13 protein-coding genes and 1 pseudogene are annotated in these 13880 nt (G+C 38.9%); 8 read left to right on the top strand and 6 right to left on the bottom strand.

Going from position 1 to position 13880, the window contains the following annotated elements; genetic code table 11:
- Window positions 1–14: 14 nt before the first annotated feature.
- From dacB to CS937_RS13565, 4 genes are all read left to right on the top strand, one after another.
- Window positions 15–1538 carry a D-alanyl-D-alanine carboxypeptidase/D-alanyl-D-alanine endopeptidase gene (gene dacB, locus CS937_RS13550; protein ID WP_099159019.1) on the top strand — a complete coding sequence of 508 codons (1524 nt, stop codon included), beginning with the start codon at window positions 15–17 and terminating at the stop codon, window positions 1536–1538.
- 570 nt (window positions 1539–2108) lie between these two features.
- On the top strand, window positions 2109–3617 hold the full coding sequence (locus CS937_RS13555; protein WP_099159020.1) for an alpha/beta hydrolase: 1509 nt from the start codon (window positions 2109–2111) through the stop codon (window positions 3615–3617).
- Window positions 3618–3748: 131 nt separating this feature from the next.
- A complete protein-coding gene (locus tag CS937_RS13560; RefSeq protein WP_099159021.1) occupies window positions 3749–4051 on the top strand; it encodes a transposase in 303 nt (100 codons plus the stop codon).
- 440 nt (window positions 4052–4491) lie between these two features.
- Window positions 4492–5775 carry a TadA family conjugal transfer-associated ATPase gene (locus tag CS937_RS13565; RefSeq protein WP_245835752.1) on the top strand — a complete coding sequence of 428 codons (1284 nt, stop codon included), beginning with the start codon at window positions 4492–4494 and terminating at the stop codon, window positions 5773–5775.
- Between the two features lie 42 nt (window positions 5776–5817).
- On the opposite strand, the gene CS937_RS13570 is transcribed toward CS937_RS13565, so the two are convergent.
- A complete protein-coding gene (locus tag CS937_RS13570; protein WP_099159022.1) occupies window positions 5818–6177 on the bottom strand; it encodes a Lin0512 family protein in 360 nt (119 codons plus the stop codon).
- 156 nt (window positions 6178–6333) lie between these two features.
- On the opposite strand from CS937_RS13570, the gene CS937_RS13575 reads away from it, so the two are divergent.
- Genes CS937_RS13575 through CS937_RS13585 form a run of 3 tightly spaced genes read left to right on the top strand, consistent with a single transcriptional unit; the run spans window position 6334 to window position 8181 of the window.
- Window positions 6334–6708: a CidA/LrgA family protein gene (locus tag CS937_RS13575; RefSeq protein WP_342748219.1), complete on the top strand. Its 375-nt coding sequence runs from the start codon at window positions 6334–6336 to the stop codon at window positions 6706–6708.
- Window positions 6701–7390 carry an LrgB family protein gene (locus tag CS937_RS13580; RefSeq protein WP_099159023.1) on the top strand — a complete coding sequence of 230 codons (690 nt, stop codon included), beginning with the start codon at window positions 6701–6703 and terminating at the stop codon, window positions 7388–7390. Before CS937_RS13575 ends, CS937_RS13580 begins: the two co-directional genes overlap by 8 nt.
- Before the next feature lie 17 nt (window positions 7391–7407).
- Window positions 7408–8181 (top strand): AAA family ATPase, encoded by a 774-nt coding sequence (locus tag CS937_RS13585; RefSeq protein ID WP_099159024.1) that lies wholly within the window; start codon window positions 7408–7410, stop codon window positions 8179–8181.
- A 41-nt stretch (window positions 8182–8222) separates the two neighbouring features.
- On the opposite strand, the gene CS937_RS13590 is transcribed toward CS937_RS13585, so the two are convergent.
- From CS937_RS13590 to CS937_RS13600, 3 genes are all read right to left on the bottom strand, one after another.
- On the bottom strand, window positions 8223–9209 hold the full coding sequence (locus CS937_RS13590; RefSeq protein WP_099159025.1) for a FecCD family ABC transporter permease: 987 nt from the start codon (window positions 9207–9209) through the stop codon (window positions 8223–8225).
- The gene (locus tag CS937_RS13595; protein ID WP_099159026.1) at window positions 9206–10213 is read right to left on the bottom strand and encodes a FecCD family ABC transporter permease; all 1008 of its coding nucleotides are present in this window, start codon (window positions 10211–10213) and stop codon (window positions 9206–9208) included. Before CS937_RS13595 ends, CS937_RS13590 begins: the two co-directional genes overlap by 4 nt.
- A gap of 114 nt (window positions 10214–10327) precedes the next feature.
- Window positions 10328–11284 carry an ABC transporter substrate-binding protein gene (locus CS937_RS13600; protein WP_245835753.1) on the bottom strand — a complete coding sequence of 319 codons (957 nt, stop codon included), beginning with the start codon at window positions 11282–11284 and terminating at the stop codon, window positions 10328–10330.
- A 269-nt stretch (window positions 11285–11553) separates the two neighbouring features.
- Between CS937_RS13600 and rlmH the strand changes: the two genes are divergently transcribed.
- Window positions 11554–12033 carry a 23S rRNA (pseudouridine(1915)-N(3))-methyltransferase RlmH gene (gene rlmH / locus CS937_RS19725; protein WP_099159027.1) on the top strand — a complete coding sequence of 160 codons (480 nt, stop codon included), beginning with the start codon at window positions 11554–11556 and terminating at the stop codon, window positions 12031–12033.
- 627 nt (window positions 12034–12660) lie between these two features.
- Here rlmH and CS937_RS19730 read toward each other — a convergent pair.
- Together CS937_RS19730 and CS937_RS19510 are read right to left on the bottom strand one after the other, a co-directional pair.
- Window positions 12661–13695, bottom strand: a pseudogene (locus tag CS937_RS19730) (recombinase family protein); the annotation flags it as partial.
- A gap of 19 nt (window positions 13696–13714) precedes the next feature.
- Window positions 13715–13861 (bottom strand): hypothetical protein, encoded by a 147-nt coding sequence (locus CS937_RS19510; RefSeq protein ID WP_176555837.1) that lies wholly within the window; start codon window positions 13859–13861, stop codon window positions 13715–13717.
- Window positions 13862–13880: the final 19 nt, after the last annotated feature.

Below are 13880 nucleotides of genomic sequence, written 5' to 3' on the forward strand. Positions count from 1 at the left end.
GATGTGAACATGTTATGAAAGGTTATGTAAAACATATCTCCATTTTCTTCCTTATTGCTGTAGTGGTGCTATTACCATTTACCAATGGGGAGAAAACATCACCTTTTACAGCATCTGGAGAAACCACACAAGTTGCATCAGCTGAGTCTATACATTTAGACGACAAGATCAACAAGATACTACAAAATGAGCATCTAGAAGGAACGACAACCGGAGTAAGTATCCGGAGCGCCGAAACGGGTGAAATCCTTTTTGAAAGCTTTGGTGATACACGATTACACCCCGCATCCAATATGAAATTACTAACAGGTGCCTCAGCATTGGAAACGCTCGGTCCGGATTACACATTTACAACAGAAGTTTTGACAAACGGGAGTATCAAAGGTAAGACCCTTCATGGAAATGTATATTTGAAAGGAAAAGGTGATCCTACCTTAATGAAAGAGGACCTGGATCAGTTTGCACAGGATTTGAAGGCAAAAGGCATCAAAAATATTAAAGGTAACTTAATTGCCGATGACAGCTGGTATGACGATGTTCGTTTATCCCAAGACCTGAATTGGTCTGATGAACCTTTTTATACTGGTGCACAGGTTTCTGCACTTACACTATCACCAAATGAAGACTATGATGCTGGAACCGTTATCGTAGCGGTGACTCCCGCCACAAAGGCTGGTGAAAAAGCTCAAGTAAAACTTACCCCAGAGACGGATTACGTGAAGATTATAAACAAAGCAAAAACAGTAGAAGCTGATAAGGAAAAAGATATTTCTATTGAACGGGAGCATGGCTCAAATAATATTGTCATTGAAGGCACGATTCCTGTAGATGGTTCGAGATCAAGGTCGTGGGTTTCTATATGGGAGCCAACAGGATATGCACTCGATGTATTTAAAAAATCACTTGAGGAAAATGGCATTAAACTCGTCGGGAACGCAGGAACAGAAATGGGTGTTACACCGAAAGATGCGACGGTTTTGACATTAAGAAAGTCAATGCCTTTAAGAGATCTTTTTATTCCATTTATGAAATTGAGCAATAACGGACATGCGGAAATACTTGTAAAAGAGATGGGAAGGATTAAGTACGATGAAGGAAGCTGGGATAAAGGACTAGAAGTAGTTGAGGAGGTTTTATCTAATATAGGACTTAACAGTGAAACACTCAGGCTGCGTGACGGATCGGGTATGTCACACAAAAATATGATTCCAGCAAATGAACTCTCACAATTGCTTTATGCCGTACAGGATAAAAGCTGGTTCCCTGATTTGAAAAACGCTCTACCTGTTGCGGGTATGTCTGAACGTTTCGTCGGAGGTACACTACGATATCGCATGACGGAAGAGCCAACAAAGGGAAATGTGAAAGCTAAAACGGGATCATTAACAGGAGTTTCGACATTATCAGGGTATGTCACATCAAAAGATGGTAAAGAGTTGATCTTTTCCATCATGGTTAACAACTATCTTGGGTCATCTTCTGCAATAACGAATATTGAAGATGAAATAGCCACTGTACTGGCAAAACATGAATTTTAAGATTGCTCTTTTTCGTATAGATTGTAGCTATTTCTAGAAAATGCGACATAGATTGAACTGGTGGTCAGACTGCCGTTCCGGAAATACACATCGCTTTCCGTGGGCTCGTGCTGAGCCTCCTGGTGAGAAACCCACTCACTGCGGGGTCTCATCGTCTTCGCTTTCCCACAGGAGTCTCTGTGTATTTCCTCCACTGGTGTTGTGCTTGCTTTATAATCCCTTTTCAAATATAAGAAATAAAAACATTACAAGCAGCCCGTATACATGTAGACTCCTGGGGGGATGAGGGGCATCGGTGATACTCCGGAGTGCGTTAGCGCTGCAGAGCAAAAAGCAATAAAAAAATGCTAAATTAATGCAACACTTATTTCGGATTTATACCAACTATTAAATAGGACCTAACAACAAACTTTTAAAAACAGCTTTTAAAAAACAATTAGCGAGGAAATCGGTGAGAACCGGTTTCTTTTTTGTATATTTTTACCATATGTTACTGTAACTAGTTGAAAAGTTTCGTAAATTGTCGATATAATAATAGGATAAAAGTAGTGGCGGAGGTAAAATTATACGATGACTGACAAAACAACTCTTGATTATATCAACTACGAATATATTAAATGTCAAAATGAAAACGCAGAGACCGTCATATTGGTACATGGAATAGGGTTGGATATGACAATATGGGATGAAATTTTGCCACTACTACAATCGCAATATCATGTACTACGATATGATTTGCCATGTCATGGAAAAAGTAATCAGATTAACGATATTTCGATTTCCTGGGGAGTACTGCTTGATCAATTTGAAATACTATTACAAAAGCTTTCTATTACAAAAGCCCATTTTATCGGACATGCCGGTGGTGGAAATCTTGGAATTGAAGCTGCACTTCATTTAAAGGGGTACTTGCAATCGCTGATATTGATTTCAACTCCAATCTTTGTGCCAAAAGAGTTTGGAAAAGAAGAGTCAGCCAAAAGACTTCAATTAAGAAATAGTACGATGGAAGAAATTGCGGGATTACTGAGCCAAAATTTAGTTTATCCGGCTACAAAGGAGAAAATCGATTACTTGCATGCTATGTATGGCCGAACTACGGTTTCTGTTTATTCGGATTACTTCGAATTGGTTAGCAATACGGTTTTAAATTATGCTTTCGATCGTATTCAACAAATAGAAACACCGATGATGATGCTGACTGGCGAACATGACATTTTATACCCGCCACAGATGCAAATGGTCAACATGGGCTATATGCCAGATGTACGGTTTTTAATTGTTCCTGATGCTTCAAATCTGATTATGATAGATCAGCCGGAAACATTTATGAGGCTATTTAGGCAGTTTATGAAAAAAATAAACGCAATCCAGCCTGAATCGCCATACAGCAATACATACTCAAAACCGTTAAATGAAAAATTGCGCGCAATCTTTGACTCTGGTATTGAACAAAATGATTCACAACATGTTATAAAGCTGAATATTGTGGATCGTTTCCAGGTAATGATTAATGGTCAGAAGGTTGAAGGCAAATGGAATCAACGAAAAGCAAAACAGCTGATGACCTATATTGCTTTACACAAAAGTGTAACACGGGAAAAGTTAGTTGATATATTCTGGCCCGACTATGATATGGATAAGGCACGGAATCATTTACGAGTAGCCTTAAATCATATTAAGGGAATTATAGAAAGGCACACGGGTGAAAGTATAGGAAACTATGTATCGATAAAACGTGATTCAATTGAAATGAAGGCCCATGTTAAAATCGATGTAACAGATTTAATAGATGAGATAAGGTCTTTCGTGAAAGAACCTGAGAAGGTAAAGGACATATTAGATTATCTTCATGCATTGCCAGACACGCTGTTTCCTTCATTTTATGATGATTGGATAATCGAATTGCGAACATCGATTGAAGATAATATTATCAATAGTTGCGAAGACATTCTAGCCGGCAATCCAAGTGATGAACAAGCAATGGAGGCTTTGAAAATAATAATTAAATACAACCCTGGTGATGATCACTATTCTGAAAAATTACTATCACTAATTAGGAAAGCTGAGAGAAGATAAAAATAGCTAATTTCGAAAAACCCTTGCAGGAAGGGTTTTTTTGTTTTTTTGTAATGTTTGTGTAATGGGGACTATTGTATAGTTGGTTTATTATTGGGGCGATTATAAGCAAAATTAAGGGGGAACCATTCATGACAAAGCGGGGGAAAAATCAACGGTATAGCAAACAAGTTAAATTAGAAGCAATCAGGCGAGTGTTGGAAAACGATGAATCGGTACAATCGGTAGTTGATGATATGGGTATTCGCCACAGGGATAATGTATATGTATGGATTAAAAAATATAAAAAGAATGGAAAGTCTGCCTTTGAACGGTCGATTGGACCAACGTATAAGGACAGCTATTCAGCCTCTATTAGTGAAGAAGTGAATGCGCTTAGATTAGAGGTAGATGCATTAAAAAAGTACTTACAAATCTTACAAAAGGGAGGGTAAAAGAACGATTTGAAGCTATTGATCAGCTTTCAGACAAGTACCCTGTCGAAGATTTGTGTAATGTACTAGAAGTTTCGGTGAAGAGCTTTAAATTGTATAAGAAATCTATCGTACAACCGGAAGATTATATAGAAGAACATACAGGTATTCATGGGGTATATCGAATCACGACAGATTTAAGACGGAATTATGGAGCAAGTTAGAAAGACCGTGTCAAATTGGCACGGTCTTTCTCTTTGGGTTACCAGTTTCGTTATAATGAATTTATCGTTCGTTAAAATAAAAAGAAAAACCAAGATAAAGAGCAATAATTGAAGCAAATTGTTCTTTATACAGATCAAACGACCTGTTTTGCTTGTTTTCAAAACATATTGTTCTATTTATAATAGAATATAGTTCTTTATAAAGAATAAAGATGGAGTTTTCAGGGGGAATGCGTGTTGTCTTTGTTAACAGGAATGGGGGAAAATAAACCGGAGCAGATAAAAAAACTATCACCGATTGGCGTTCGTCTGCATACATTTATCGTTAATGAATTAAAACAAGCTGTTCAACAAGGTGAAGCTATCGATTCGTTGATTGAAAAGCTTGCCGAGAGATTTTTAGCAAACGAAGGAAATTATTTAACATTTGAACAAAAGAAACAATTAATAGATGATGTATCAAACACCTTAACAGAATATGGACCAATCTTAACTTTCCTGATAGATCCAACTATTAAAGAAATAATGGTGAACGGACCGAAAGCGGTCTATATAAACGTTAACGGACAATTTGAAAAAACGGCAGCACAATTTCGCGATGATACGCATGTATTGCGTGTGATTAATCAATTCCTTGCACCACTTGGTTTGCGAATGGATGAATCGATTCCTATAATGGATGCAACATTACCAGATGGATCACATATCAATGCTGTTATCCCCCCACTTGCTCGAAAAGGTCCTACCTTAACAATTCGGAAATTAGCAGGAATACCATTTACAGTTAGTGATTTGGTACGGATGGAAACGTTAAATGAAAATATGGTTACATTTTTAAAAGCAGCTGTCGAAGCTAAACTTACTATTTTGATTAGTGGTGAAGCGGATTCCGGTAAAACAACTACATTGAACGCTTTATCATCATTTATCCCTGAGAAGGAGCGCATTGTAACGATAGAGGAAGCTACTGAACTGAGATTGGCGCAGGATCATGTCGTGAGTCTAGAATCTCAATCTTTAGAAGAAGATAGCGAGATTACAATCCGTGACCTTGTGCAGAATTTACTTAGAATGCAGCCTGATCGGATTATTATCGGAGATGTATGTGGTTCAGAGACATTTGAAATGCTTCAAGCGATGAACACAGATTATATAGGAAGTCTAGGAACGGTTCATGCTAACTCACCAAGGGAGTTATTGGCTGAATTTGAAACGATGGTGCTAACGGCAGACCATGACGTATCGATTCGAGCAATTCGTAAACAACTAGCAGGTGCTCTTGATTTAATTGTACAGCAAACAAGAATGAAGGATGGTACACGAAAAATCACCAGAATTACGGAAGTGTTAGGTGTTGACGGGGATGCAGTCATTCTGCAGGATATTTTCGTCTACAAAGAACAGAAGGGTTTATATACTGGGCAATTTGAAGGTCATTTCAAACCAACTGGAATACGGCCAAATTGTCTTGAAAAACTAGGATTACCCAGTACGTATGTACAGGAACTATTTACACCATAAAGCCTCTCCTTTTACTAGAAAGGAGAGGCTTTATGTCGGTAATCAATACCCAACCTCAACAGCTGCATTTACAATATACATCAAATCATTTTTATCGTGTTTATCCTCGAGGAAGATGCCGCTAGTCGTTGCCATTCCACCGTTCATAACCTCAACTGTAACCGTGCCGTATGGGATAATCACTTTAATTTTCTCCTTATCTAGCTTGTCATGGTCAACCGGGACGGCTAGCTTTACATTCACTTTCATATTCTCCAACCGCTGATCAGGCAGATTTTTCTCAATACCCGGCATGGAATTATAATGGATGGCATCCTCTACTGCTCGTGTGGAAGCCTTTGTTACGTTTTGACCGTGGACATCAATGCCTGTCCCTGTTTGTATAAATAGTATTTGCTGCATGTGGGGTTCACTCCTTATGGTTCGTTTTCATAAGTAGGTTTCCCCTTTATCAGAATGCGCAAACAATATTTAGGTGGAGGCTAAATACTTTTCATTGCGTTGAAGAAGTTCTATCATAGAATTTTGTAGATTTATAAAAGAAAGAAGTGTCTTCCATTGCTAAGAATCTGTAAAACTATCATTCAAATTGCCATTCTGTATGGTTTGTATATAATCGGGAGCTGGATTCAGCATTCGCTTCACCTGTTTATACCAGGGAGTGTAATTGGGCTCATTTTATTGTTTATCCTCCTCTCGACAAACGTAGTAAACATGAAATGGATTGAAAAAGGTGCGAAATTTTTCGTTGCACATTTAACCTTATTTTTCATCCCTGCCACTGTAGGAATTTTAAATTATTTTGATGTGTTTTCCGGGAAAGGCTTTCTTTTAATTATTATTGTCCTCATTAGTACGGTGCTCGTTATGGGAGGATCTGGGCTTATCAGCCAGTGGATGATACGCAGAAAGGAACTAAAACAACATGATTGACGTGCTTATCGGTATCGCCGCAGTTGCGGGTACCTTACTTATTTATCTGTTCTCCATAAAAATACATGAAAAATATGACTATACATTTACGGTTCCTGTTATCATCGCAACGTTTGTCATTGTTAGTATTCTACTAATCTTTCATATTCCTTATGACACGTATATGCTTGGCGGGGATTGGGTTAACCATTTGCTTGGACCAGCAGTCGTGGCGCTCGCCTATCCACTATATCAGCAACGAAACGTGCTTAAACAGTTGCTTTTCCCAGTTTTTTGTGGAACATTTATCGGTGCGTTTGTTGGAGTGTCGACGGGGATATTGCTTGCAAAATGGGCAGGATTTGATCAATTGATTATCTATTCCCTAGCACCAAAATCTGTCACGACTCCAGTTGCAATGGCTATTACAGACGCTGCAGGTGGTGCAACTCCATTAGCGGCAGTATTTGTGATGATTGCGGGAATCGGCGGTGTGCTGCTTAGTTCCACCATCATGAACTATTTTAAAATTGATCATTACATTGGTCGGGGTGTAGGAATGGGCTGTGCATCACACGCGATTGGTACAGCAACGATTATGGAAGAAAGCCATCTCTCCGGGGCGATCAGCACAATTGCCATGGTCGTTAGTGCGGTAGTTGTCTCTATTATTACGCCAGGATTGATAGTATTATGGATGTAATGAGGTGATGACTGACAATGAAATTAAATTATGATACCCAGTATATTAAAAGTCTTGATTTGAAACGAGATCTTATACCGTCGTATGATACGTTCCCATTTCATTTACCGGCGATTAAAAAGTTTGAGAAAATCGCTTTTCATCCGAATGTGACCTACATTATTGGGGAAAATGGTATGGGGAAGTCTACCTTGCTTGAAGGAATAGCTGTTGCATTGGGTTTTAATCCTGAGGGTGGGACACTTAATTTTAACTTTTCCAGCTATGATTCCCATTCCGTTTTAGATCACTATTTACGTGTGGCACGAGGATTTTACCGACCAGAAAACAGCTTCTTTTTCCGAGCGGAGACATTTTATAATGTTGCAACCTATATTGAAGAGATCGATAGTGAGCCTTTAGGCGGTGCAGCAGTAATAGATGGGTTTGGCGGAAGATCGCTCCACGAGCAATCACACGGGGAAGCCTTCTTCGCTGCTTTTATTAACAGGTTTCAAGGAAATGGCATTTACATTTTAGACGAACCAGAAGCGGCCCTCTCCCCTTTAAGGCAAATGTCGATGTTAACCCGAATTCATGATTTAGTTAATCAAGGTGCACAATTTATCATCTCCACTCACGCACCAATTCTCATGACATACCCAGCTGCAAAAATTATTGAACTCACAGCTGATGGAATGGCCGAGACATCACTGGAAGAGACCGGCCATTACACCATTATGAAACAATTTTTTGAGAACAAAGAACGGATGCTTAACCACTTATTTGAATTGGATGGAGAAGATAAATGAAGGCTTGGAACTGTCTCCAAGCCTTTTGTGCAATTATTTCGCTATTTCGCTTTCAATTTCCGAAGTAAAAATAAGAAATACGGTGCGCCAAGAACAGCTGTAAATATCCCAGCTGGTATTTCTGCAGGTGGTGCTAGTCCCCGACCTAATGCATCCGCAAGCAATAGCAATAGCATTCCCATTACAGCAGCGGTCGGTAATAACAATTGATGTCTATTTCCAACGAGCTGTCTTGCAATATGTGGAGCGATCAAACCAAGGAATCCTAAAGAACCGACAACTGCTACAGATGCTCCAGCAAGTGCGACCGCCACTGCTAGCAAAATACCGCGAGTACGCTCCGCTGGCTCACCAAGCCCTTCAGCAACATCATCACCTAAATTTAGAATATCCAATCTGTTTGCTAACAAAATGCTCACTGGAACTAATAGGAGAATCCATGGGGCCAGTAATAAAACATCATTCCAGCTCTTGCCCCAAATGCTACCAGTAAGCCAAACAAGTGCAGCGTTGATCTCTATTGGAAATTTAACCATTAAAAATTGGATTCCAGCGTGACAGATTGCCCCTAAGGCAATGCCGACTAATGCTAATGTCGATGGATTAACACCTTTTTTATATGCAAAAAGATACAAAATAACCGTTATGATCGCTGCCCCTGCTAATGCAGCAATTGGCAACATGACAACGGGAGCTTGTGGGAAAAGCAAGACAACTATCGCTGCCGCAAGCCCTGCCCCTTTCGTAATTCCAATTACGTCAGGTGAAGCTAATGGATTACGAATAATCCCTTGTAAAATAGCACCAGAAACACCAAGACCAGCACCAACGAAAATAGCCATAACAATTCGTGGCAAACGATAAGTCATAATAATAAACCCAGTCCCACCATCATCTTTTCCGAGCATTGATTGCATAACATCAATAGGGCTAATAAACACCGCTCCAACACCAACTGCTACTATTGCGATAACTAGAGTGAGTAACATAAGCAGTACCAATTTAATTTTCGGAGATAGCCGTCTCATGACTTTTTACCCCCTTTTCGTGCTAAATATAAGAAATAGGGTGCGCCAATTAATGCGGTCACAATCCCGACTGGCGATTCAGACGGAAATGCTATAAATCTTGATAACACATCAGCACTAACTAAAAGTAAAGCCCCAAGTAAGCCAGAAAACGGGATGATAACGCGATAGTCGATCCCAACTAATTTTCGGGCGATATGTGGAATGATTAATCCAACAAATCCAATCGGACCAGCAACTGCTACCGATGCACCAGCAAGTACCACGACAAGTAAGCTGAATAACGAGCGGGTGACGACAACGTTCTGCCCGAGCCCTTTTGCCATGTCATCTCCAAGTCCAAGAATCGTCAGCTGTCGTGCAAACAATATTGCAATTACAATCCCAGTGATTGCCCACGGCCATATAACCTGTACTTCACCCCAGTTTGCACCGTCAACCGCGCCGGCGAGCCAGAATAATACACTTTCTGTTGAGTCCTCATGAAACAGTATTAGACCTTCGATAATGGCAGACAAAAATAAATGGACTGTAATTCCAGCGAGTGCTAGTTTTATCGGCGATGTTCCCCCACCAGTAGAAGCCATATAATATACGATCGATCCACCTAAAACCGCGCCTAGAAAGGCAAAGTATACTAAAGCGCTCGATGAAATGCTTGGTAGAATGATGGTCCCCACTACAACCACTAATGAAGCCCCAGCGTTAACACCAAAGATTTGTGGAGAGGCAAGCTGATTTAATGTAATTGCTTGCATGATGGCTCCAGCAATAGCAAGACTAGCACCAATGATGATAGTGATCAATGTACGTGGCAACCGTAAATCTTGAATGATTAAGAAATCTTTTATAGTTTGGTCAGAAAAAAACGATTGAAAAATAGTCCCAAAGTCAATTGATGCAGCCCCAACGCGTAAACTGGCCAAAATACTTAGGAACAATAAAAGCATTGTTACAATAAACAGGATTACTTTTATTCTCATCGTTGTACTTTTTGTCTCCATGCCTGTATTCCCCTCTTGCCTAAACGTAGGTAACTCATTCTGCTAATTTCAATTAAACAAATACATGATTTTAAAAAAGAGAGAAAGAGCGAGATAGATTCTCTCGCCCTATTTTTAGTTACCGTATAATTGTTGTACAGCTTCCTCTAAAATTGCCTCTGACGAAATTAACCCACGAAATCTGGACCATGTATTCCGATCAACCGTATATAAACTATTATTTTGTACAGCACTTACATTTTCCCATAGCGGATTTTGTTTCCACTCATCGATAATAGTTTCATCGCCAGCCTGCATTAAGAATAGAACATCTGGATTAAACTCGACAACTTGCTCCAGATTAATTTTATTATAGCGGTCACTACCATCTTGTATCGCATTTTTCAAACCAATCGATTCAAGTAATGAACCTGTATAGGAATCCATGTTATGTGCAAAGAAACCATCCGGTGTTACAACACCAGGGAGAACAACCCGATCTTCATCCGCTGGAACCTCTGACTTGATTTCCTCAATACGCTTTTTATGTGCTTCTAATACTTCTTGCCCCTCTTTTTCTTTACCAATCGCATTTGATATCTTTTGGAAGTCCTTTAAAATTTGATCATAGTCGGCCGCTAACGAGTTTAAAACAATGGTTGGTGCAATGTCAGAGAGTTGGTCAAAAACATCCTTATGACGTTGAACATCCGCAATAATTAAGTCTGGTTGAAGGGAGCTTATAACCTCCATACTAGGTTGTTTTCTCGTACCAACAGATGTATAATCATCGATTTTATCTAGAATTGGCGCAATAATTCTGCTTTTGTCATTATCATCAGCAATTCCAATTGGCGAAATATCTAACGCTGCTAAAGCATCAACATAAGAAAATTCTAACGCAACAATTTTCTTAGGATTTACAGGTACTTTCGTTTCACCCATTTCGTGCTCAATAGTAACTGTATCCCCACTTGTAGTCCCCTTCTCTTTTTTAGCTGAGTCATCATCGCCACTGACCGTACCACAACCAACCAGCCCAATCATTGCAAATAATAATATTAATAAAAATGAATACCACTTCTGCTTCATTATATAACCTCCCAAGGTGTGTTGTATGGAAACGCATGCATAACATTATGCTAATAATGATAATCATTATCAATTAAAATGTCTATAGCTTTTTAAATAAATTTATAATAATTCATGAAATGTTTTTCTTGTTTGTTGTCATCGCCTATTTCTAGTATTAATTTAAGGAGATGAAGTACATAGAGACAGAGATTAAAATTAGGTAAAAGTCCCACCTTTTGGTAAACTATAAAGCATCAAAAAGATAAGAGAAGGACGGAATTTTGTAAATGAAAATAACAATCGTAGCGGTCGGAAAATTAAAGGAGAAGTACCTGAAGCAAGGTATTCAAGAATACTTAAAACGGCTTACGGCATATGCAAAGGTTGATATTATTGAGGTTGCCGATGAAAAGGCACCAGAAAATATGAGCGAAGCGGAAGAAAATGAGGTCAAGCGCAAGGAAGGCGAGCGAATTTTGTCAGCTATTTCACAGGATACGTATGTGATTACATTGGAGATCAATGGGAAAATGTTAACTTCAGAGCAGCTTTCGGCTAAAATGGACGAGCTTGCTACATATGGGAAAAGTAAGGTTGCGTTTGTGATTGGTGGGTCTCTAGGGATAAGTGAAGAAGTGCAGAAGCGGAGTGACTTGGCACTGTCTTTTTCTAAGATGACGTTTCCGCATCAGGTAATGCGGTTGATTTTGTTGGAGCAGGTTTATCGAGGGTTTCGGATTTTGCGAGGGGAACCGTATCATAAATAAGGGTAAAATATCAAGGGAAGAAAAGGTTTCCCTGTACATTTCTTCCCTTGAAAATGGCTCGTCCATGAAGGATAAATTGGTCGGTGCAATGCAGTTTAATTTAGACATTTCATTAAGTAATACACTTGAACTACCCTGTAATGATTCAATGGTGAAATCAAACATCAGGTTGATGCATTTGATTTGTCTTCCTTCTTTGTGTGAGACCTTTTCCTTGGAAATTTGAATGTCTTTCACAAAAAGGGAGAGTAGCTCTTTCTTTTCTGTTGCATCTGCTTGATCCAGTAGAGTATCTATATTTTTAAGTAGATTTGTAAGTGCTTCTGCATCAATGGGATCTTTGCTAATAGATTGCAGCTCTTTTTCTACGTTATCTATCCGATTTTCAATTGTAGTAAGTTGGTTTTTTTGTTCGAGCATTTTTTTGCTATAGATATCCTTTAAGTCCGTATCATCCATGAGTAATGTCACTAGATTATCCAAATGCTTTTCGGTTTTCCTTTTGTTATTAACCAGCCGTTTTTTCTCCTCTAATAATGGAGATTCAGCATTCAATCGTTCATTATTCATTTTGTCGACTAACTTCTCAACGAAATAAGGAAGAGTAACAACACGCTTTAATTCATCAATGACATACTGTTCAGCTTTATCCGCATTAATGGTATGAGCTTGGCAAGCAGTTCTACCTTTATTTTTATACTGACCACATTGATAGAGTCTGTATTGTTTTCCATTTTTACCTCTAGCTTTTGCAGCAGTCATTCCATATCCACATTCGGGACATCGGAGCAAGCGACCTAAGAAATATGGTTTTGTCGATAGAGCTGGACGAAAGGAACGTGTTTTTAATTTTTGCTGTACCTGATTCCAAAGCTCAATCTCAATTATTGGATCGTGTATGCCATCTTTAATTAAAGGCGTTTTATTTTTTCCTTTTCTTCGTTTTTCTGACCAGTTCTCGTGTTGATTAAAACGGATTTTCCCTATGTAAATTGGGTTTTCTAGAATTCCTTTTATAGTTGCGATTGAGAAATCCTTATTCTTTTTCGTTTTATATTCACGCTTGTTCATCTCATAGGCAATTTTCTTATATCCATGACCTTTACTAGCTAAAAGAAATATTTCTTTTACAATCTTAGCCTCATCTTCATTAACACTTAATTCTTTGTTAACTACATTGTAGCCAAGTACGATTCCACCATTCCACATTCCTTGGTTAGCCCGTTGATTCATCCCCATCTTCACGCGGTCTATTATTGTTGCTCGCTCCATTTCAGCAACAGAACTCATGACTGTATAGAACATCTTACCCCCGGGTGTGGTTGTGTCGATGCTTTCTGAGTAACTCATAAGCTGGACGTTGTGACGCTCTAGCGTTTCAACGATTTCGAGAGAATCTCTTGTTTTACGAGCTAACCGATCAAGTTTATAGGTTATAACAGCATGGAATTCTCCATTTTTTGAATCCTTCAATAGACGCTGCATCTGTGGTCTACCATCAATACTCTTTCCACTTCTCCCTTCATCGATATATTCGTCGATGATTTGAATATTACGTTGTTTGGCATAAGCATAAAGAAGTTGTTTTTGTGCTTCAATACTATATCCTTCTGAAGCTTGTTCCTCTGTACTTACACGTGCATAGATGACACCCGTTAACATGTAATTTCCCCCTTATTATTTAGTAATCCTTATCGTCATTTGATTTTGCTGCAAGCTTAGACAATGTGTTTTCAATAACAGAAACCATTTGATCTAAGAATGCATCCCTCTTTTGCTCCTCGGCTTCTAATTCTTCGATGATACTGTGCGTTGTGTTATTTTGCATTTGTTATCTCCTCCTCTGT

This window comes from Virgibacillus ndiopensis (genome assembly GCF_900187325.1).
Classification (GTDB): Bacteria; Bacillota; Bacilli; order Bacillales; family Amphibacillaceae; genus Virgibacillus_E; species Virgibacillus_E ndiopensis.